The organism is Burkholderia sp. D-99, assembly GCF_011605345.1.
In the GTDB taxonomy this organism is placed as follows: domain Bacteria; phylum Pseudomonadota; class Gammaproteobacteria; order Burkholderiales; family Burkholderiaceae; genus Burkholderia.
This window is the reverse complement of record NZ_JAAOXM010000009.1, coordinates 50707-72197: the sequence shown is the minus strand read 5'-3', so window position 1 is coordinate 72197 and position 21491 is coordinate 50707. Positions and strand designations below refer to the sequence as shown.

The following is a 21491-nucleotide window of genomic DNA, read 5'->3' as shown; positions in this document are numbered from 1 at the left end:
GCATGCAATTCGACAAGCGCGCCTGGCTCGACAAGATCAAGCAGATGTTCGCGGGCTTCGACCGCCCGCTCGCCCTCATCGTGTTCCTGCTGCTGTGCGTCGGCATCGTCACGCTGTACAGCGCGGCGATCGACATGCCGGGCCGCGTCGAGGACCAGTTGCGCAACATCCTGCTGACGTTCGTGCTGATGTGGGTGATCGCCAACATCCCGCCCACGACGCTGATGCGCTTCGCGGTCCCGCTCTACACGTTCGGGGTCGCGCTATTGGTCGCGGTCGCACTGTTCGGGATGACCAAGAAAGGCGCGAAGCGCTGGCTGAACGTCGGCGTCGTGATCCAGCCGTCGGAAATCCTCAAGATCGCGACACCGCTGATGCTCGCGTGGTACTACCAGCGCCGCGAGGGCGGGCTGCGCTGGTACGACTTCATCGCCGCGTTCGGGATCCTGCTGGTACCGGTCGGGCTGATCGCAAAGCAGCCCGACCTCGGCACCGGCCTGCTCGTATTCGCGGCCGGCTTCTTCGTGATCTACCTCGCCGGCCTGTCGTTCAAGCTGATCGTGCCGGTGCTCGTCGCAGGCGTGATCGCGGTCGGCTCGATCGCCGTGTTCGAAGAGCGCATCTGCCAGCCCGAAGTGCAGTGGCCGCTGATGCACGATTACCAGAAGCACCGCGTGTGCACGCTGCTCGACCCGACCTCCGACCCGCTCGGCAAGGGCTTCCACACGATCCAGGCCGTGATCGCGATCGGCTCGGGCGGCGTGCTCGGCAAGGGCTACCTGAAAGGCACGCAGGCGCACCTCGAGTTCATTCCGGAGAAGCACACCGACTTCATCTTCGCGGTGTTCTCCGAGGAATGGGGGCTCGTCGGCGGGCTCGTGCTGCTGACGCTGTACATGGCGCTGATCGCACGCGGGCTCTATATCGCCGCGCAGGGCGCGACGCTGTTCGGCCGCCTGCTCGCGGGCTCGCTCACGCTCGCGTTCTTCGTCTATGCGTTCGTCAACATCGGGATGGTGAGCGGCGTGCTGCCGGTCGTCGGCGTGCCGCTGCCGTTCATGAGTTATGGCGGCACGGCGCTCACGACGCTCGGCATCGCGATCGGGATGATCATGAGCGTCGGGCGGCAGCGGCGGCTGATGAAGAGCTGACCGCGCGGCACGCAGCGCAGAAAGAGAAACGGCGCCCCGGCGCCGTTTTTTTTCGACTGCGCATGGCGCACACGGCCGCATCGTGCGGTGTGGAGTGGCGCGGCCCCCGTTCACGGCGCCGGCGCGTGCGACCCTCCCGGCTCCGCGCCAGCCCCCGATGCCGGCCCCTGCGCCTTCAGCCGCGCGCTCAGCTCCTTGAATTTCAGCCCGGCCGTTTCGTCGCCCTGCGCGGCCGCCGCCGCGTAATACGCCCGTGCGATGTTCAGGTTCTGCGCGACGCCGTCGCCACCGCGCTCGTAGAACGATGCGGTCACGTACTGCGCGGTCGGCTCGCCCGCGTCGGCGGCCTGCTTGTACCAGGTGAACGCCTGCCGGTTGTCGCGCGGCGTGCCGCGCCCGTCGAGGAACTGGTTCGCGAGCGACAGCGCCGCCTGTACGTGCCCCTGCTTCGCCGCCCGCAGGAACCAGCGATGCGCTTCGGCCGGATTGCGCGCGACGAACTCGCCGTCGTCGAGCATCCGGCCGTACACGTACTGCGCATGCGACATGTTCGCGTCGGCCGCGCGCTTCAGCCAGCGCAGCCCTTCGTCTACGTTCGCCGTCACGCCTTCACCCGTCAGCAGCATCATCGCGTAGTTGAATTGCGCGAGACGGTCGCCACGCTCCGCCGCGTCGTGGAACTGCACCAGCGCCGCACGATAGTCGCCGGCGTTGTAGTCGGCGACCGCCGATTGTGTCTCGTGCGACGGATCGGGCTTCGCTTGCGGCGCGTCCTGCGCGCCGGCCGCAATACACACGCTACACACGCACCACAGGCCGAGCATCGCGCCGATCCGCCCGCGCACCCCGATCCCACCCTGCGCGCGCCCACGGCGCGCGCCGTCGCCACCGTTCATGACCGTACCTCCTGCAGCGCCTGCCGCGTTGCGCGCAACAGCCAGCTGACGTCGGCCGACAGCGAGATCATCCGGTAGCCGGCCTCGCGATACTGGCGCGCGGCCGTCGTATCGCCCGCGAAGATGCCGACCGCGACGCCGGCCCGCCTGCCGGCCGCGAGCACGCGCGCCATCGCCGTTTCGACATCCGGGTGGCGGATGTCGCCGAGATGCCCGAGGCTCGCCGCGAGATCGGCCGGGCCGACGAACAGGCAGTCGATGCCGGGCAGCACCGCAATCCGCTCGACTTCGTCGACGCCGCGCGCCGATTCGATCTGCACGATCACCGCGACCTGCGCGTTCGCCGTCTGCACGTAATCGCGGCGCATCCCGAACGCCGCCGCGCGCACCATGCCCGCGACACCGCGCAGCCCATCCGGTGATTCGGGCGACGGATAGCGCGTCAGCCGCACCGCGTGCGCGGCATCGTCGGGCGTCTCGATGCATGGAAACATCAGCGTGCGCGCGCCCGCGTCGAGCGCGCGCTTCACGAGCCACGGCTCGCGCGCCGGCACGCGCACGACCGGTTCGCTCGGCAGATGGGCGGCTGCGATCGCGCGCAACTGCGATGCAACATCGCGGCTGTCGTTCGGCGCGTGCTCCATGTCGATGCAGAGCCAGTCGTAGCCGGCATGCGCGAGCGCTTCCGCGGCCGAGTCGCTGCCGAGCGACAGCCACAGGCCGTACAGCGGCTCGTCGCCGTCGCGCAGACGTTGTTTGAGGGAATTGGTGAGCGTGCTCATCGATACGGCCTCCTGGACGGAACGGCAATCGAACGGGACAAGCAACGGGCAAGGCGGAGCGCGGCATGCCGGGCAGCGAAGCACGGCGGCGCCAGGACCAGGCCCTGGAACCTTGGTCGGCCGTGGGCGGCCGATCTGACAGCGCCGGCCGCGCGACGGCGCACGGCTGCGTTTTTCGGCGCCACGCAACGATCATAGCGCGGCGTTACGCGGAATGTGGGAACGGCGGGGAGCGAGGCGGGACGAAGCCGCGAGGTGCAGCTTCAGGCAGCCCGCGCCGGCTGGCGGGGCTGCAGGAATGGCGGGATCAGCGGCCGGGCTGGCGCTCGACGTCGGCCCAGCAGTTCGGCGTTTCGTACAGGCGCACGCGCTCGAGCCGCAGGTTCACGCCGTAGTGCGCGTCGTACACGCTCGCGAGGATATCGAACGCGATCGCCGCGAGATTCTCGACGGTCGGGATCCGGTCGATCACGACCGTCTTGTGGTCGGCCATCTGCTCGAGGAACGAGCGCACGACATCGTCGCGAGCGTAGACCAGGAACGCGTGGTCCCACTTGCCGACCAGGTGCTCCATCGCGAGCGCCTTCACGTCGGCGAAATCCATCACCATGCCGCGGTCGGGCGCCCCCTCGGTATCGACGAGATCGCCGCGCAGCGTGACTTCGAGCACGTAGCGATGACCATGCAGGTTCCGGCACTGGCTGCGGTGATCGGGAATGCGGTGGCCCGCGTCGAATTCGAGTTTTCGGGTAATCAGCACGATGTCAAAAGCCGTGGCTCAGGGAATGTTCAGATATTTGTGGGTCTGCATCGACAGCCGCCACTGCGGATGACGCTTGCACCAGTCGATCGCGAGCTTCGTATTGAGGTCGCGCGACGGGCCGTCCATGGGCTGCACGAGGAAATACTCGAAGTCGAGCTTCGCGTAGTCAGCCAGCCGCTGGTTGTCCTGCGGGATCACGACCTTCAGCTCGTTGCCCTTCGTGACGACGAGCGGCGCATCGGCCTTCGGGCTCACGCAGATCCAGTCGATCGATTCGAGCACCGGCAGCGAGCCGTTGGTCTCGATCGCGATCTCGAAGCCCGCCGCGTGCAGCGCATCGACGAGCGGCTGGTCGAGTTGCAGCATCGGCTCGCCGCCCGTGCAAACGACGAAGCGGTGCGCCTCGCCCTCCGGCCACAGGCCGGCGATCGTCGCGACGAGTGCCTCGGCGTCCTTGAACTTGCCGCCGTTCTCGCCGTCGGTGCCGACGAAGTCGGTATCGCAGAAGCGGCACACGGCCTCCGCACGATCTTCTTCGCGGCCCGACCACAGGTTGCAGCCGGCGAACCGGCAGAACACGGCCGGCCGGCCCGCGTTCGCGCCCTCGCCCTGCAACGTGTAGAAAATTTCCTTGACCGCGTAAGTCATCGTCCTTCGTCCGGCTCGCGCCGCTCGTTATCGATCAGAATCCGTCATCCATCCAGCGCTGCCGGCGCATCCGCGTCACAGCGGCGCTTCGGTCACCCGCTCGCCCTTCAGGTAAGCCTCGTAGCCGCGCTTGCGCAGCTTGCAGGCCGGGCATTCGCCGCAGCCGAAGCCCCAATCGTGCAATTCCGCGCGCTCGCCCACGTAGCACGTGTGCGTCTCGACGCGGATCAGTTCGACGAGCGCTTCGCCGCCGAGCTGCTCGGCGAGCTGCCAGGTCTGCGCCTTGTCGAGCCACATCAGCGGTGTCTCGAGCACGACGCGCGTGTCCATCCCGAGATTCAGCGCGACCTGCAGCGCCTTCATCGTGTCGTCGCGGCAGTCGGGGTAGCCCGAAAAGTCGGTCTCGCACATCCCGCCGACCAGCACGCGCAGCCCGCGGCGATAGGCGATCGCCGCGGCGATCGTCATGAACATCAGGTTGCGGCCCGGCACGAACGTGTTCGGCAAGCCGTTCGCCGCCGTCTCGATCTCGATCGTGCGCGTCATCGCGGTATCGCTGATCGCGCCGAGCACCGACAGGTCGATCATGTGATCGTCGCCGAGCCGGTCCGACCACGCGGGAAACCGGCTCTTCAGCGCTTCGCGAACGCCTTCGCGACATTCAAGCTCGACGCGGTGGCGCTGGCCGTAATCGAAGCCGAGCGTCTCGACCGTCTGGTAGCGTTCGAGTGCCCATGCCACGCACGTGGCCGAGTCCTGCCCGCCGGAAAACAACACGAGCGCGCCGTCTTTAGCGTCTGTCCGAATCACCGTGATACTCCGTGAATGTGTAGGCTCGCGTCGCGCTGCGCCCCGGGGCCGGCTGCCGCCGGGCGGCCCGACGCGTGCCGGCCTGGGCCGGCTCGACCAGTATAGGCAGCGCAGTCGGCCGCGAACGCGGCCAGGCGCTTATACCGCCCATCGCGCGGCATCGTTGCCGCGCGCCACGGCGGCGCCACGCTGGCAGCCTGCCGTGCGCATGAAGCGATGCGCTAAGTTATTGAGCGGACACGGATTTTATCATGCCCTCGCGAATACTGCCGGGCATGCCGCCCCACGCGCTCATCACGCAAACCCCACCACAAACGAAAAACCCCAAGAACCTTCCGATTCTTGGGGTTTTAATTCTGGTGGCCTGGGACGGAATCGAACCATCGACACGCGGATTTTCAATCCGCTGCTCTACCAACTGAGCTACCGGGCCAACGAAGAATGAAAGTATATCGAGCTATTCGTACCTGAGCAAGCGCTTTCGCAAAATATTTTATACGGCGCCTTCGGACGGCTTCTTGCCGAGCTCGACACCGAGCTGCTTGAGCTTGCGATACAGGTGCGTGCGCTCGAGGCCCGTCTTCTCCGCGACGCGCGTCATGCTGCCGTTTTCGCGCGCGAGGTGATATTCGAAGTACGCGCGCTCGAACGCATCGCGCGCTTCACGCAACGGGATGTCGAACGGGATCGCTGCCGTCTGCCCAGCGAGGCCGAGTGCCGAGGCCATGTCGTCGCCAAGCGTCGGCAGCGCGGCTGCGGACGCGACCGCCGCGGGCCCCGCCGCCTGCCCTGCACCGGCCTTCGCCGCCGCGTTCGCGGACACCGGCGCCGCACCGCGTGCGAGACCGTGCTCGACGGACTTCAGCAGCTTCTGCAGCGCGATCGGCTTCTCGAGGAAATCGAGCGCGCCGATCTTCGTCGCCTCAACGGCCGTATCGATCGTCGCGTGCCCGGACATCATGATCACGGGCATCGTCAGCAGCCCCTGCGCCGCCCACTCCTTGAGCAACGTCACGCCGTCGGTATCGGGCATCCAGATATCGAGCAGCACGAGATCGGGCGCCTGATTCAACCGGTATTCCCGCGCGGCCTGCGCGTTCTCCGCCGCCTCGACGACATGTCCTTCATCGCTGAGGATCTCCGAGAGCAATTCCCGGATGCCCATTTCATCATCTACCACCAGGATGGTTGCCATTTACGCTGCCTTTGTCTGCTCACTTGCTTTTGTCTTGGCGGGGGCCGTCCCGTCCTGCACGCCCGATTCGGCGCCTGGCGCATCGCTCGCCATCTGCAGGAACAGAATCGACACTTGCGCACCCTCGACGGTCTCGCCGTGCATGCGATTGCGCAGATCGATCCGCGCACCGTGCTCATCGACGATTTTCTTGACCGTGGCCAACCCCAGCCCCGTGCCCTTCGCCTTCGTCGTCACATAAGGCTCGAACGCGCGGGTCAGGATGCGCGCCGGAAAACCGGGCCCGTTATCGGACACGGTGAGACGTACCGCGACGCGCGTTTTGCCCTCGGCGTCGGGATCGCCATATTCTACTGTCTTGGTTTCGATCAACACACGTGGATGCGCTGACTCCGAGACCGAATCCTGCGCATTCTGCAGCAGGTTATGAATCACCTGGCGCAGTTGCGTCGCGTCACCGCGAATCACCGGCAGCGACGGCGCGAGCTCGGCGACGATCGGGCTCTTGCCTTCGCCCACGCCGTACAGCCCGAGCACCTCGCTCGCCAGTTCGTTCAACTGCAGGTTCGCGAGCACCGCCGGCGGCGTGCGCGCGTACTCGCGGAAATCGTCGACCATGCGCTTCATCGCGGCCACCTGGTTGACGATCATCGTCGCGCCACGCTTGAGCACATCGGCGTCGGACGGTGCGAGCTTGTCGGACAGCTTCATCTGCAACCGCTCCGCCGACAGCTGAATCGGCGTCAGCGGATTCTTGATCTCGTGCGCGAGCCGGCGCGCGACCTCGCCCCACGCGACCGAACGCTGCGCGGAGATCACGTCGGAAATATCGTCGAACACGACGACGTAACCGGACGTCTGCGGATCGTCGGCCTGCCCCTCGATCGTCGACACGAGGCGCGTGCCGCGCACGAGCAGCGTCAGCGGATCGGCTTCGCCCGGCACCTCGATCGCGAACTGCTGCTGCCAGTGGCCGCGATCGCCGCTGCCGCCATCGGACGCTGCCTCGCGATCGGCGAACGCCTTGCGCACCATCGCGCCGAACCCGGCGGCCACGCCGATCCGGTCGAGCGTCGCGCCGATCAGCGCGTTGAACGGCTGCCGGAAGATCCGCTCGGCGCCGCGATTGGCCGTCGTCAGCCGGAACTGGCGGTCGAGCACGAACACGCCGGCCGTCAGGTTTGCGAGGATGCTCTCGAGATACGTCTTCGAATGCTCGAGCGCGACGCGGTTCTTCTCGACCGCGAGCCGCGCCTCGGACAACTGGCGCGTCATCGCGTTGAACGACTGCGTGAGGAAGCCGAGCTCGTCGCGCGTCTTGATCTCGCGCTTCGGCGTGTAGTCGCCTTCCGTGACCTCCTTCGTGCCCTGCGCGAGCAGGAACAGCGGCCTCGCGAGCTGCTGGCCGAGCGCGAGCGCGAGCATCATCGCGATGAAGGTCGCGAGGAACAGCGCGAGCGTCAGCGTGCCGATGTACATCTTGCGCAGCCCGGTGCGGCCGAGCGCCTTTTCCTGATACTCGCGATACGCGCGCTGTACGGCGTCCGCGTTGTGGGCGAGGGTGGGCGGCACCGGCTGCGTGAGCTGCAGGAAGCGTTCCGCCGGCTGCAGCAGCGATGTCGTTGCATCGGGAATCGGCCGCACGACACGCAATCGCAGCGCCCCCTTCGCGCCGTGCGCGCGCGGATCGCCGTCGACTTCGCCTTCGATCGCCGCGTACGCGCCATGCTCGCGCGCCTGGCTCAACATCAGCGACGTCGGCAGGTCGTCCGGAATCAGCGCCGCGAAATTGCCCGACGCCTGCGCGACGATGTGCAGCTCGGGTGCCGCACCCGAGCCGCCGCGGCCCGGCTCGACGATCGTCGCGTCCTGCACGCCGAACTGGTCGCGCAGCCGCAGCAGCGTGAGCGTCGTGCCGTTCGTGTTCGCATCGGCGCTCGCGAGCTGGTCGGACATCAGCCGCGCCTTCGTCTGCAGATCGGACAGCGATGCATCGAGCATCCCGCGGCCGAGGTTCAGGCCGGCCGTCAGTGCCGTCTCGACGTTCACGTCGAACCACGACTCGATGCTGCGCGACACGAACTGGTACGACACGATGTAGATGATCCCGCCGGGCACCACGCCGACGAGCGCGAAGAACACCGCGAGCTTCGCGAGCAGCCGCGTGCCGAACTTGCCCCTCCTCAGGCGCACGACGATCATCCCGATCAGCCCGAGCACCACGAGCAGGAACACGAGCGCGACGACGATGTTCGTCGCGTACAGCCACGAGTAGTAGCGATCGAAGAATTCGGTGTTCGCGCTCGCGGCCGCGAGCAGCACGAGCAGCAGCAGCGCGGTGAGCGCGACGGTCGAGACGATCACGCGAACGAGGAGGCTCTTCCCGCTGGCCGCGCGGCGCACTTTATTTAGCACGTTCGGTCACCGTGAAGTTGAAACGCTTCCAGTCGGACCCGAGCGTCCAGTCGCGATTGTTCACGGCATCGACCTGGAACGGCTTCGGCATCAGCGCCGTATCGAGCTGCATCCGCACCGATGCCGTGTAGGTTTCGCCCGCGCGCACCTGGTTACGATCGATCACGTGCCACGACGTGATGTGCCTGATGACTGCGAGCGCGTCCTTCAGCGACGGGAAGCCGAGCTGCAGGCCGCCCGTCGACACGCGGTACTCGCGCGTGAGCGGCTGGAACGACAGGCGGATCGTCTGCGACACCGATACCGGCTGTTCGTCGAGCCAGTACCAGCGCGCGCGGCTCAACTCGAAATCCGTCGTGAAATACACCGGAATGCCCTTGTTCACGGCATCCTCGAGGTTCGGGTTCAGCTCGAAATCGAAACGGGCGTCGAGACTCCAGCCGCTTCCGTCGGCCTGGAGCGACGCGCGCTGCACGGCGATCGACTGGGCATGCGCCGGCCGGACGACGGCCAGGCACAGCGTCAACGCGACCATCAGGACGGCCGCGAGCCGAAGTGGAAAAAGGTGTTTGATCGTCACCGTTTCTGAAACCGCGCGTAGAAAAATCCGTCGTGATCGGTGTTCTGGTCGAGTGCGCCGACGGCAGCCCCTCCCTGCACTCCGCCCGGCAGCAGCTGGCCGGGGGCGTCCAATCGTACCGCATCTTCACAGGCCGCTTCAAACCAGCGGGCCTGCAATTCGCCTTCTTCGGGGAAGACCGAACAGGTCACGTAAAGCAGTTCGCCGCCCGGTTTCACGAGCGGCCACAACGCCGACAGGATGCGGCGCTGTTCCGCGACGAGCGCCGGGATGTCGGCCTCGCGGCGCAGCCAGCGAATGTCGGGGTGCCGACGCACGATGCCGGACGCCGAGCACGGCACGTCGGCCAGGATACGATCGAACGGGCGCCCGTCGTACCACGCGCCGGGCGCACCCGCATCGCCGACGCACACGTCCGCTTCGAGCGACAGCCGCACGAGGTTCTCGCCGATCCGCGCCGCGCGCGCGGCGTCGCTTTCCAGCGCGACGACTTCCGCGTCGGCGAGTTCGAGAATATGGCCGGTCTTGCCGCCGGGCGCCGCGCACGCGTCGAGCACGCGCATGCCGTCGCGCGCGCCAAGCCATTCGGCGGCGAGCTGCGCACCGGCATCCTGCACCGACACGACGCCGTCGGCAAACCCCGGGATGCGATCAACCGGCAACGCCGACGCGAGCCGCACTGCATGCCGGCCGATCGCGGTCGCTTCGATGCCGCTCGCGCGCAGCGTATCGAGATACGCGTCGACGTTCGCGCGACGCGCATTCACGCGCAGCGTCAGCGGCCCCTGGCGCTCGCCGGCAGCGAGGATCTCCTGCCATGCGTCGGGCCATGCGCGCTTCACCGAATCGACCCACCACGCACGGTAATTCCAGCGTGCGACGACATCGTCCTGCAGCGCCGCGACGAGCGCGTCGCGCTCGCGCAGGAACCGGCGCAGCACCGCGTTGACCATCCCCTTCGCGAACGCGCATTCGCGGCGGGCGCCGATCACGGTCACGGCCTGGTCGACCACCGTGAACGCCGGATATGCGGCCTCGTCCGCCGGGTCGAGCAGCAGCGCAAACGCGCCGGCAAGTACTGCCTGCACGTGCGCGGGCGGCGCCTTGCTGACGAGCCGGCCGATCAGCCAGTCCGCGCTGCCGAGGCGGCGCATCGTCCGGTACGCGACGTCCTGCGTCGCCCCGCGCGCGAGTGCCTGCGTATCGGGCGCCATATGCGCGAATACCGCCGAGAGTGCCGCCGGCAGCGCGGTGCCGCGTCGTACCGCATCGACCGCCTGCGCGGCCGCGTCGAGTGCGAAACCGAGCGAATCGGGCGCGAGATGCAGCGCGGACAGGCGCGCCGGGCGGCCGGAAGAAGACGGAGCGGTAGAACGGGTTCGTGTCATCGGAGCAAATTCGGCAAACAAGCGCGGCAAACAAATACGGCAAACGGCGGGATCACGGTGCTCGCATGGCCCTGCGATCCCAAACCGGGCATTGTAGCGTGCGACGCTGCAGCCCCTTTGGCCCCTTTACGGCACGCACAAATGAAACACCCCGCAGCGCAAAGCGTGCGGGGTGTCGTGGCGGCCCCCGCGCGGCAACTGCCGCGCGAGGCGCCGTGGCTTAATCGAAGCGGCCGGTACGCGCCATCTCCATCAGGCGCGCGATGCGCTCCTCGGTGGCCGGGTGCGTCGAGAACAGGTTCTGCAATCCGCCACCATGCAGCGGGTTCATGATCATCATCTGCGCAGTGGCCGGATGCGCTTCGGCCGCCTGGAACGGAATGCCTGCCGCATAGCGATGGATCTTGTCGAGCGCGGTCGCGAGCGACTGCGGATCGCCGGAAATCTGCGCGCCGCCGCGGTCGGCCTCGAACTCGCGTGCCCGCGAGATCGCCATCTGGATCAGCGCGCCGGCGATCGGTGCGAGCAGCGCGACCGCGATACCCGCGATCGGGTTGGCCGGCCGGCCGTTCTCGTCGCGCCCGCCGAAGAACATCGCGAAGTTCGCGAGCGCCGAGATCGCGCCCGCCATCGTCGCGGTGATCGTCGAGATCAGGATGTCGCGGTGCTTCACGTGTGCGAGTTCGTGCGCCATCACGCCGCGCATCTCGCGCTCCGACAGCACGCGCAGGATGCCCGTCGTCGCGGCAACCGCCGCGTGCTCGGGGTTGCGGCCCGTCGCGAACGCGTTCGGCGCATCCTCGTTGATCAGGTAGACGCGCGGCATCGGCAGGTTCGCGCGCGTGGCCAGCTCGCGCACCATCCGGTAGAACTGCGGCGCCGTGTTCTCGTCGACTTCCTGCGCGTTGTACATGCGCAGCACCATCTTGTCGGAGAACCAGTACGAGAAGAAATTCATGCCGAGCGCGAACAGCAGCGCGATCGTCATGCCGCGCGAGCCGCCGATCATCCCGCCGATCACGATGAACAGGGCCGTGATCCCGGCCATCAGCATCGCCGTTTTGACCCAATTGAACATACCCACTCCTTATCCGTCAGGGGACCCGCCGCGCATCACAGGGCGCGACGGAAAATTGTAAGCGATTTGTTAGATAAGGTCTTGCCGGAAAAATTCAATCTCAGCGTTGCGATGCTGCAAGACGAAGGCCCAGGCCGACGAAAGCGCTGCCGATCGTGCGGTCGAGCCACTTCTTGACACCCGGCTTGCCGGAAAAGCGCTCCGTGACACTGCCCGCGACCCAGGCGACGAGGCTGGTCCACACCGTGCTCATCGCGACGAACACGCCGCCGAGGGTCAGGAACGCCAATGCCTTGTGCGGGCTGTCGGCCGACACGAACTGCGGGAAGAACGACACGAAGAACAGCACCACCTTCGGGTTCAGCACGTTGGTCCAGAAGCCCTGCATGAACAGCTGGCGCAGCGGCTTCGCGGCTTGCGTGGCCGCCTTGCCCGACGGCTCGACCGCCTGCTTCGCGATGATCATCCGCACGCCGAGGTAGATCAGGTAGGCGGCGCCAACCAGCTTGATCACCGTGAACGCGGCAGCCGACGCCGCGAGCAGCGCGGTCAGGCCGAATGCGCAGGCGAGCGCGTGAACGCAGCAGCCGGCCGAAATGCCGAACGCCGACATCAGCCCCGCGCCGCGGCCCTGCGCGACGCTGCGGCCGACGATATAGGCCGTATCGGGGCCGGGCGTGACGTTCAGCAGGAAGACTGCCAGCACGAAGAAGCCGAAATGGGTGATGCCGAACATGAAAACCTCGAAACCGGAGAGCGCAGGGAAATTCTACGCGCGCCTGCCGCGCCGCGCGACTCGGCCATCCGGCCGATTGCGTACGCCCGGCAGGCCGTGTCGAATGGCGGTCAGGCCGCTTCAGGCAACGTCAGTCAGCGCGAAACGCTGGCCTGCGGCGAGCGGCGAGCCGGCCAGGAATTCGCGGGCAGGCAGGCGCTTGCCGCCCGGTTTCTGCAACTGCGTGACGCGCAGCGCGCCGCTGCCGCACGCGACGACCACGCCTTCCGGCGCGGCTTCGACGATCGTGCCGGGCAGCGCGTCGCCGCGCGCCGCCACGGGCTCGGCCGCCCACAGCTTGATTGCCGCGCCATCGAGCGTCGCGACGCCGCCCGGGAACGGATCGAACGCACGCACCTGGCGCGCGAGCACGTCGGCAGGCTTGCGCCAGTCGAGCGCCGCTTCGTGCTTGCCGATCTTTTCCGCATAGGTCACGCCGTCGGCCGGTTGCGGCGTCGCCGGCAGCACGCCGTCGCGCTCGAGCCGCACGAGCGCGTCGACGATCAGCCGTGCGCCGTCGGCGGCGAGGCGGTCGTGCAGCGTCGCGGTCGTGTCGTCGGGCACGATCGCGATGCGCGCCTCCTCGATCATCGCGCCGGTGTCGAGGCCGATGTCCATCTGCATCAGCGTGACGCCCGTCTCGGCGTCGCCGGCCTCGATCGCGCGGTGGATCGGCGCAGCGCCGCGCCAGCGCGGCAGCAGCGACGCATGAATGTTGATGCAGCCGCCGCGCGGAATGTCGAGCACCTCCTGCGGCAACAGCAGGCCGTATGCGGCGACCACCATCACGTCATGCGGGGTCGAGCGCAGCAGCTCGATCGCGTCGGCCGCCTCCGCCGGGTACTTGCCCGCGCGGCGCAGCGACGGCGGCTGCGCGACGGGCATCCCGTGCTCGACGGCGTAGCGCTTCACCGCGCTTGCCTGCAGCTTCATCCCGCGCCCGGCAGGGCGATCGGGCTGGGTAAGCACGAGCGGCACCGGAAAACCGGCCTCGTGGATCGCGGCGAGGGCAGCCGCGGCGAATTCCGGCGTGCCGGCAAAAATCACGCGCAACGTATGGGTCATGACAGCTTTCGGGAGCGGGCAGGGCGAACGCGCGTCACATCGCGCGTTCGAGTTTCTTCATCTTCGTCTTGATACGCGTCTGCTTGAGCGGCGACAGGTATTCGACGAACACGCGCCCCATCAGGTGATCCATCTCGTGCTGGACGCACACGGCCAGCAGGCCCTCGCAGTCGAGCTCGAAGGTCTCGCCCTGCTCGTTGAGCGCGCGCACGCGCACATGATCGGGACGCTCGACTTCGTCGTAGATGCCCGGCACCGACAGGCAGCCCTCTTCATAGATCTGCTTCTCGTCGCTCGACCACACGATCTCGGGGTTGATGAACGCGCGCAGCTCGTTCTTCTCCTCGGAGATGTCGATCACGATCACGCGCTCGTGCACGTCGACCTGCGTGGCTGCAAGGCCGATGCCGGGCGCCGCGTACATGGTCTCGGCCATGTCGGCGACGAGCTTGCGGATCCGGTCGTCGACCTTGTCGACGGGCTTCGCGACCTTGTGCAGCCGCTTGTCGGGGTAATGAAGAATATTGAGTAATGCCATGGCGTTCGGTATTCGGTGGAGTGGCGTGCCGCATCGGCCATCCGGCCGGCTGGCGCTGCCGCCGGTATGCAATGAAGATGAGGCGGACGCGTGGCCATTCAATGCCGCGGATCACGCCTCCTGCAATTGGCCGGGCGCCTGCGCGCGCGGCCCTGTCGAGTATTTCGGATGATGAAAATTTTATCATGGCGCCACGCGGTCCGCTGGCCACCACATTCGAGGGGCGCCTCATGTCGCCGCAAGCGCTGACCACTTCCGCGCTGCGCGCGTGGCTGCAGCTCGCGCATGCACCCGGCCTCACCCCCGCCGCGCTGCAGGCACTGCTCGACGCATTCGGCTCGCCGGACGCGCTGCTGCGTGCATCCGGCCAGGCGATCGCCGCCATCACCAGCCCCGCCGCCGCCCAGGCCGTGAGCGCGAGCGAGCGCGGCGATCTCGACGCGCGCACCGACGCCGCGCTCGCCTGGCTCGACGCGCCGGGCAACGCGCTCGTCACGCTCAACGATCCGGCCTACCCGCCGCGGCTGCGCGACCTGCACGATCCGCCGCCGCTGCTATATGTAAAGGGCCGGCTCGACCTGCTGCACGCGCGCGGTCTCGCCGTGGTCGGCAGCCGTCACGCGACGCCGCAGGGGCTCGCCGATGCGACGCGCTTCGCACGCGAACTGTCCGACGCCGGGCTTCCGATCGTGTCAGGCCTCGCGCTCGGGATCGACGGCGCCGCGCATCGCGGCGGGCTCGACGGCCGCTCAGGCACGGTCGCGGTGATCGCGACCGGCGCCGATCTCGTCTATCCGGCGCGACACCGTGCGCTCGCCCACGAGATCGCCGCGCACGGCGCGATCGTGTCGGAATGGCCGCTCGGCACGCCGGCCCGCGCGGCGCATTTCCCGCAGCGCAACCGGCTGATCGCCGCGCTGGCGATCGGCGCGCTCGTCGTCGAGGCCGCCCCGCGCTCCGGCTCGCTGATCACCGCGCGGCTCGCGAACGAACTGGGGCGCGATGTGTTCGCGATGCCGGGCTCGATCCACGCACCGCTCGCGCAGGGCTGCCACGCACTGATCCGCGAAGGCGCGAAGCTGACGGCGGCACCGCTCGACGTGCTCGAGGAATACGGGCTGGGCGAACCGACGGTTTGCGCGACGGGCGACGCATCGCGCCCCGGAAATCGGCTTGCCAGCGCGACCGACCGCCGCGGAACCGAGGCCGCCGGCGTCGCGCCAGCCGATCCGGTCGTTGCGGTCGCGCCGCCAGCCCGAATCGAAGCACCGCCACCGCTACCCGACAACCCGTCCGAACAGGCCGTGCTTGCCGCATTGGGATACGGCCCCGTCACCTACGAATGGCTCGCCGATCACAGCGGCCTGTCCGACGACGTGCTGCATCGTGCGCTGCTCGCGCTGGAACTGGCCGGCCGCGTCGCCAGCCTCCCCGGCGGACGCTTCGCGCGGGTTGACGCGGCGCGCACCCCGCCGGTGCGCGGCATGCTACATTCCCCCGCATAGGGGCGGCCATGCCGCCGACGATACCCAAGGAAATCCATGCCCGCGCTGAACCTCGACACCGATGCGGATCGGATCGCCGAGCGCCTCGCCGATCCCGGCACGTTGCTCGTCGCCTGCCTGTGCGCCGAGTGGTGCGGCACGTGCCGCGACTACCGGGTGGCCTTCGACCAGCTCGCCGACGCGCATCCGGACGCCTGCTTTGCCTGGATCGACATCGAAACGCATGCCGACCAGCTCGACGATCTCGACGTCGAGAACTTCCCGACGATCCTGATCGAAGATACCCACACCGCACGCTTCTTCGGCACGGTGCTGCCGCATGCGGCGATCGTCGAGCGGATGCTGTCCGACCTGAGCGCAGTACCCGGTGCGCCGCACGCACCGAAATTGCGCAACGTCCTCACCGTCGAAGCCTGAATTCACGAGCCGGCCCGGTGGTTTTGTCCGCGTTTACGCGCGCCGCCGCGCCGGGCGCTTGCCGCCGTTGCGGCCCCCCTCTATGATGAGCCGCTTTTTACACGCTGAGCCGCCGTCGCTGCGGCGTGTGCTATAAAGCGGTCGTAAAAGGGACCCACAACCGGCGAACCCGGTCTACCAACACACACCTGTCATGTCCAAAGCACTGATCATTGCGGAAAAGCCTTCTGTCGCGAACGACATCGCACGCGCTTTGGGCGGCTTTACCAAGCATGACGAGTATTACGAGAGCGACGATTTCGTCCTTTCGTCCGCTGTCGGCCACTTGCTGGAAATCGCCGCCCCGGAAGAGTACGAGGTCAAGCGCGGGAAATGGAGCTTCGCGCATCTGCCCGTCATCCCCCCGCATTTCGACCTGAACCCGATCGCAAAAAGCGAGTCGCGCCTCAAGGTGCTCACCAAGCTGATGAAGCGCAAGGACGTCGACCGCCTGATCAACGCATGTGACGCGGGGCGCGAGGGCGAGCTGATTTTCCGCCTGATCGCGCAGCACGCGAAAGCCAAGCAGCCGGTCCAGCGCCTGTGGCTGCAGTCGATGACCCCGCAGGCGATCCGCGACGGCTTCGCGAACCTGCGCAGCGACTCCGACATGCAGCCGCTCGCCGACGCCGCACGCTGCCGCTCGGAAGCCGACTGGCTCGTCGGGATCAACGGCACCCGCGCGATGACCGCGTTCAACAGCAAGGGCGGCGGCTTCTTCCTGACGACAGTCGGCCGCGTTCAAACGCCAACGTTGTCGATCGTCGTCGAACGCGAAGAGAAAATCCGCCGTTTCGTCCCGCGCGACTACTGGGAAGTGAAGGCCGAATTCGCATGCGCGGGCGGTTTCTACGAAGGCAAGTGGTACGACCCGAAATTCAAGCGCGACGAATTCGATCCGGAGCGACGCGACTCCCGCCTGTGGAGCCTGCCTGCCGCCGAAACGATCGTCGCCGCATGCCGTGACCAGGTCGGCACGGTCTCCGAGGAATCGAAGCCGTCGACGCAACTGTCGCCGCTGCTGTTCGACCTGACGAGCCTGCAGCGCGAGGCGAACGGCCGCTTCGGCTTCTCCGCGAAGAACACGCTCGGTCTCGCGCAGGCGCTGTATGAAAAGCACAAGGTGCTGACCTACCCGCGTACCGATGCGCGCGCACTGCCGGAAGACTACATTTCGACGGTCCAGTCCACGCTCGAGATGCTCAAGGAGAGCAACAACTACCTGCCGCATGCGAAGCAGGTGCTCGACAAGGGCTGGGTGAAGCCGAACAAGCGGATCTTCGACAACTCGAAGATCAGCGACCACTTTGCAATCATCCCGACGCTGCAGGCGCCGAAGGCGCTGTCCGAGCCCGAGCAGAAGCTGTACGACCTGGTCGTGAAGCGCTTCCTCGCGGTGTTCTTCCCGGCCGCCGAATTCCGCGTCACGACGCGGATCACCGAAGTCGCCGGCCATCACTTCAAGACCGAAGGCAAGGTGCTCGTCGAGCCGGGCTGGCTGCAGGTGTACGGCCGCGACGCCGAAGGCGCGGACGCGAACCTCGTGCCGGTGCAGAAGGACGAGAAGGTGAAGACGGACGAGATCGCCGCGGTCGCACTCGTGACGAAACCGCCCGCTCGCTACTCGGAAGCGACGCTGCTGTCCGCGATGGAAGGCGCGGGCAAGCTGGTCGAGGACGACGAGCTGCGCGAGGCGATGGCCGCGAAGGGACTGGGCACGCCGGCCACGCGCGCGGCGATCATCGAAGGCCTGCTCGGCGAGAAATACCTGCTGCGCGAGGGTCGCGAAATGATCCCGACCGCGAAGGCATTCCAGCTGATGACGCTCTTGCGCGGGCTCGGCGTGAAGGAACTGACCGCGCCCGAGCTCACCGGCGAATGGGAATACAAGCTGTCGCAGATGGAGCGCGGCAACCTCGGGCGCGACGCGTTCATGCAGGAAATCGCCCGCATGACGCAGCAGATCGTCAAGCGCGCGAAGGAATACGATTCCGACACGATCCCCGGCGACTACGCGACACTCGAGACGCCGTGCCCGAACTGCGGCGGCCAGGTGAAGGAAAACTACCGCCGCTTCGCGTGCACGAAGTGCGAGTTCTCGATCTCGAAGATCCCGGGCAGCCGGCAATTCGAGATCCCGGAAGTCGAGGAGCTGCTGCGGGAGAAGACGATCGGTCCGCTGTCCGGGTTCCGCAGCAAGATGGGCCGCCCGTTCTCGGCGATCCTGAAGCTCTCGTTCGACGACGAGACGAAGAACTACAAGCTCGAATTCGACTTCGGCCAGGATACGGGCGGCGAGGAAGGCGAAGCACCCGACTTCTCCGCGCAGGAGCCGGTCGGCGCGTGCCCGAAGTGCAAGGGCCGCGTGTTCGAGCACGGGATGAGCTACGTGTGCGAGCACTCGGTGGCCAACCCGAAGACTTGCGACTTCCGCTCGGGCAAGGTGATCCTGCAGCAGGAAATCACGCGCGAACAGATGGGCAAGCTGCTGGCCGACGGCCGCACGGATCTGCTGCCGAACTTCAAGTCGTCGCGCACGGGCCGCAACTTCAAGGCGTTCCTCGTGAAGCAGCCGGACGGCAAGATCGGCTTCGAGTTCGAGAAGAAGGAACCGAAGGCCGCCGCCGCGAAGAAGACGGCAAAATCGGCGACGAAGGATGCCGAAACCGTGACGGAAGGCGCCGAAGAGAAACCGGCACCGGCCCGCAAGACCGCCGCGAAGACCGCAGCCACCAAGACGGCGGCCCGCAAGACGACGGCGCGCAAGACGGGTTCGTAATCGCCTGGCCGCCGGGGCTGGCTTTCCCCGGCGTATCCGGCTTCGGCAGCCAGCCATAAAAAAACGCGGATCGACTGCTCGATCCGCGTTTTTTCTTTGTGCCGGCGGTAACTTACGCCGGGCCGTCGCGCCGTTACAGCGGCGACGGCACCGCGACGCGCGTGCGCGGCGAACGCGGCAGGCGCGGCGACAGGTTCGGGTCGGCCGATTCCGGTTGCTCGGCACGCGTCTCGACACCGATCGGCGCGAGCACGGAATTCTGCGCAGCCCACTGTTCGCCCATCGTCGCGTCGGTCGAGTGGCTGAAATGCTCGACGAGGTGGTCGATGAACGTGCGCACCTTCGCGGGCAGATGGCGCCGGCTCGGGTAAGCGATGTTGATCTCGACCTGCGGCAGCCGGAAATCCGGCAGCAGCCGCACGAGCGCGCCGCGCGCGATGTCGCCGCCGATCAGGTAGCTCGGCAGGATCGCGACACCCATCCCGAGCAGCGCGAACTGGCGCAGCATCGCGGTGTTGTTCGCGACGATCACGTTGGTCGGGCGCACGCGCACTTCGCCGTCCGGCCCCGTGAACACACGCTCATCGCCCCAGTATTCGGTCGGCAGGCTCAGGCTCGGATGCGCGGCGAGATGCTCCGGATGGGTCGGCACGCCGTGCTTCTCCAGATAGCTCGGCGTCGCGCACACGGTCATGCAGCCGGTGGTCAGGCGCCGCGTGACGATGCTCGCGCTGCGCATCTGGCGCGTGACGACGATGCCGACATCGAAACCTTCCTCGACCAGATCGACCTGCCGGTCGACCAGCGTGAGATCCGGCACCACTTTCGGGAAATTCTCCGTGTACGACTGCAACACGGGCGCGAGGTTGTGCAGGCCGAACACGACCGGCGCGACGATGCGCAGCGTGCCGACCGGCTCGTGATTGCGCGCGACGACCATCTGCTCGACGTCCTCCAGTTCATCGAGGATCTGGCGGGCACGCTCCAGATAGACCTGGCCTGACTCCGTCAGGGAGAGGCTGCGCGTGGTGCGATTAAGCAAGCGCGTGCCAAGCCTGCCTTCCAGGTCGGCGACGTGACGCGTCGCGACCGCGTTGGAGATATCCATTGCACTCGCGGCCCGCGCAAAACTGCCGAGATCTGCAACCTTGACGAACACGCGCATCGACTGCAAATGATCCATAAACGACTCCTGCCGCTGTTACAACTTCAAAAAGATGAAGCAAATGCGTAATTCTCCTACGACAGCGGAAATGATGCAGAGTTGCTCAACAAGGCCCCGGTTGGCGATAAAAATAGTCAAAAATCCTCGCCCTCTGCGGATAGTTGATCCAATTATTCTGATTGAAGCAACAATTGGGTGAACCTCGTCGAGTAAGCGGCCGAATCAGGAAGGACGTATTTGATGCGACACAACAGCGCACCCTTCCGCCCGTCGCGCAAGCGGCTCCGGGTCAGGCTGCCGCCAATTGCGGCGGAGCGTAACAACCTGTTAAAAAGACACCATGAAGGCGGCCGGCGTAGCATCATGTCGGCCCCGGCCGGGCGGGACGGGTGCGCGATGTGCGCCGCCGCCACCGCCGCTTTCAACGCGCGACACCCGCTCACCATGAAAATTGCCATCCTCGACGACTACCAGGACGCCGTCCGCAAGCTGAACTGCTTCGAGATGCTTGCCGACCACGACGTGAAGGTCTTCAACAATACGGTGCGCGGATTGGGGCAACTCGCCAGCCGTCTGGCGGAAGTCGAGGCGCTCGTGCTGATTCGCGAACGAACCCCGATTTCGTCGCAACTGCTCGCCAAGCTGCCGAACCTGCGCATGATCAGCCAGACCGGCCGCGTATCGAGCCACATCGATCTCGAGGCCTGCACCGACCGCGGCATCGCGGTGCTCGAAGGCACGGGCTCGCCGGTTGCCCCCGCCGAGCTGACCTGGGCGCTCGTGATGGCCGCCCAGCGACGCATTCCGCAGTACGTCGCGAACCTGAAGCAGGGTGCCTGGCAGCAGTCGGGCCTGAAGACGTCGGCCATGCCGCCGAACTTCGGCCTCGGCCAGGTGCTGCGCGGCCAGACGCTCGGCATCTGGGGCTACGGCAAGATCGGCCGGCTGGTTGCCGGCTACGGCAAGGCGTTCGGGATGAACGTGCTGATCTGGGGCCGCGAGCACTCGCTCGAGGCCGCGCGCGCCGACGGCTACACGGCCGCCGAAAGCCGTGAAGCGCTGTTCGAGCAGAGCGACGTGCTGTCGCTGCACCTGCGCATGCATGACGACACGCGCGGGATCGTGAAGCAGGAAGACCTGATGCGGATGAAGCCGACGTCGCTGCTCGTCAACACGAGCCGCGCCGAACTGCTCGAGGAAAATGCACTGGTCAACGCGCTGTCACACAACCGTCCGGGGATGGTCGCGATCGACGTGTTCGAGAGCGAGCCGATCCTGCAGGGCTACAGCCTGCTGCGGATGGAAAACGTGATCTGCACGCCGCACATCGGCTACGTCGAGCGCGAAAGCTACGAGCTCTACTTCAGCGCGGCGTTCCGCAACATCCTCGCGTTCGACGACGGCGACATGTCGAGCGTTGCCAACCCGGAAGCGCTGACACCGATCCGCAAGCGCTGACCGCACGGGCCGCGCACGCCGCGCGGCCCCGCTCCTCCATTCAC

General features: G+C 67.0%; 19 protein-coding genes and 1 tRNA gene. 5 read left to right on the top strand and 15 right to left on the bottom strand.

From position 1 onward, the window contains the following. Positions 1–2 precede the first annotated feature (2 nt). Positions 3–1151, top strand: coding sequence for a rod shape-determining protein RodA (gene rodA / locus HAV18_RS27295; RefSeq protein ID WP_039353786.1), 1149 nt, complete (start codon positions 3–5; stop codon positions 1149–1151). 110 nt (positions 1152–1261) lie between these two features. On the opposite strand, the gene HAV18_RS27290 is transcribed toward rodA, so the two are convergent. From HAV18_RS27290 to def, 14 genes are all read right to left on the bottom strand, one after another. Beyond that, positions 1262–2047, bottom strand: coding sequence for a tetratricopeptide repeat protein (locus HAV18_RS27290; RefSeq protein ID WP_166962400.1), 786 nt, complete (start codon positions 2045–2047; stop codon positions 1262–1264). Further along, positions 2044–2829, bottom strand: a complete 786-nt coding sequence (locus tag HAV18_RS27285) for an HpcH/HpaI aldolase/citrate lyase family protein (RefSeq protein WP_166962397.1) — start codon at positions 2827–2829, stop codon at positions 2044–2046. Before HAV18_RS27285 ends, HAV18_RS27290 begins: the two co-directional genes overlap by 4 nt. 307 nt (positions 2830–3136) lie before the next feature. Then, entirely contained in the window at positions 3137–3589 is a 453-nt protein-coding gene (gene queD, locus HAV18_RS27280; RefSeq protein WP_089451443.1) for a 6-carboxytetrahydropterin synthase QueD, read from the bottom strand. A gap of 18 nt (positions 3590–3607) precedes the next feature. After that, the gene (gene queE / locus HAV18_RS27275) at positions 3608–4240 is read right to left on the bottom strand and encodes a 7-carboxy-7-deazaguanine synthase (protein WP_021163976.1); all 633 of its coding nucleotides are present in this window, start codon (positions 4238–4240) and stop codon (positions 3608–3610) included. Positions 4241–4315: 75 nt separating this feature from the next. Next, positions 4316–5050, bottom strand: coding sequence for a 7-cyano-7-deazaguanine synthase QueC (gene queC, locus HAV18_RS27270; protein ID WP_166962394.1), 735 nt, complete (start codon positions 5048–5050; stop codon positions 4316–4318). 357 nt (positions 5051–5407) lie between these two features. After that, a tRNA-Phe gene (locus HAV18_RS27265) sits at positions 5408–5483 on the bottom strand. A 60-nt stretch (positions 5484–5543) separates the two neighbouring features. Then, positions 5544–6245, bottom strand: a complete 702-nt coding sequence (gene esaR / locus HAV18_RS27260; RefSeq protein WP_021163978.1) for a response regulator transcription factor EsaR — start codon at positions 6243–6245, stop codon at positions 5544–5546. Continuing rightward, on the bottom strand, positions 6246–8660 hold the full coding sequence (gene esaS / locus HAV18_RS27255; protein WP_166962391.1) for a sensor histidine kinase EsaS: 2415 nt from the start codon (positions 8658–8660) through the stop codon (positions 6246–6248). It abuts the gene before it with no gap. Next, positions 8650–9240 carry a DUF4390 domain-containing protein gene (locus HAV18_RS27250; RefSeq protein ID WP_166962388.1) on the bottom strand — a complete coding sequence of 197 codons (591 nt, stop codon included), beginning with the start codon at positions 9238–9240 and terminating at the stop codon, positions 8650–8652. The genes esaS and HAV18_RS27250 overlap by 11 nt, the downstream gene beginning before the upstream one ends. Then, complete coding sequence (rsmB, locus tag HAV18_RS27245) at positions 9237–10628, bottom strand: 16S rRNA (cytosine(967)-C(5))-methyltransferase RsmB (RefSeq protein WP_166962385.1); 1392 nt, start codon at positions 10626–10628, stop codon at positions 9237–9239. The genes HAV18_RS27250 and rsmB overlap by 4 nt, the downstream gene beginning before the upstream one ends. Positions 10629–10848: 220 nt before the next feature. Then, positions 10849–11706 (bottom strand): zinc metalloprotease HtpX, encoded by an 858-nt coding sequence (gene htpX, locus HAV18_RS27240; protein ID WP_014895693.1) that lies wholly within the window; start codon positions 11704–11706, stop codon positions 10849–10851. 100 nt (positions 11707–11806) lie between these two features. Beyond that, positions 11807–12442 carry a LysE family translocator gene (locus HAV18_RS27235; RefSeq protein ID WP_166962382.1) on the bottom strand — a complete coding sequence of 212 codons (636 nt, stop codon included), beginning with the start codon at positions 12440–12442 and terminating at the stop codon, positions 11807–11809. A gap of 120 nt (positions 12443–12562) precedes the next feature. Beyond that, positions 12563–13546 carry a methionyl-tRNA formyltransferase gene (gene fmt, locus HAV18_RS27230; RefSeq protein WP_166962379.1) on the bottom strand — a complete coding sequence of 328 codons (984 nt, stop codon included), beginning with the start codon at positions 13544–13546 and terminating at the stop codon, positions 12563–12565. Positions 13547–13580: 34 nt separating this feature from the next. Then, positions 13581–14084: a peptide deformylase gene (gene def, locus HAV18_RS27225; RefSeq protein WP_166962376.1), complete on the bottom strand. Its 504-nt coding sequence runs from the start codon at positions 14082–14084 to the stop codon at positions 13581–13583. Between the two features lie 185 nt (positions 14085–14269). Between def and dprA the strand changes: the two genes are divergently transcribed. The 3 genes from dprA (at position 14270) to HAV18_RS27210 (ending at position 18824) form a co-directional block, all read left to right on the top strand. Further along, a complete protein-coding gene (gene dprA, locus HAV18_RS27220; RefSeq protein WP_243771784.1) occupies positions 14270–15589 on the top strand; it encodes a DNA-processing protein DprA in 1320 nt (439 codons plus the stop codon). A 36-nt stretch (positions 15590–15625) separates the two neighbouring features. Continuing rightward, on the top strand, positions 15626–16006 hold the full coding sequence (locus tag HAV18_RS27215; protein WP_166962370.1) for a thioredoxin family protein: 381 nt from the start codon (positions 15626–15628) through the stop codon (positions 16004–16006). Positions 16007–16199: 193 nt separating this feature from the next. Beyond that, entirely contained in the window at positions 16200–18824 is a 2625-nt protein-coding gene (locus HAV18_RS27210) for a DNA topoisomerase III (RefSeq protein ID WP_166962367.1), read from the top strand. A gap of 133 nt (positions 18825–18957) precedes the next feature. Here the strand turns inward: HAV18_RS27210 and HAV18_RS27205 are convergent, their stop codons facing one another. Then, positions 18958–20007, bottom strand: coding sequence for a LysR family transcriptional regulator (locus tag HAV18_RS27205; protein WP_166962364.1), 1050 nt, complete (start codon positions 20005–20007; stop codon positions 18958–18960). A gap of 426 nt (positions 20008–20433) precedes the next feature. On the opposite strand from HAV18_RS27205, the gene HAV18_RS27200 reads away from it, so the two are divergent. Beyond that, complete coding sequence (locus HAV18_RS27200) at positions 20434–21447, top strand: D-2-hydroxyacid dehydrogenase family protein (RefSeq protein WP_043184746.1); 1014 nt, start codon at positions 20434–20436, stop codon at positions 21445–21447. Positions 21448–21491 lie beyond the last annotated feature (44 nt).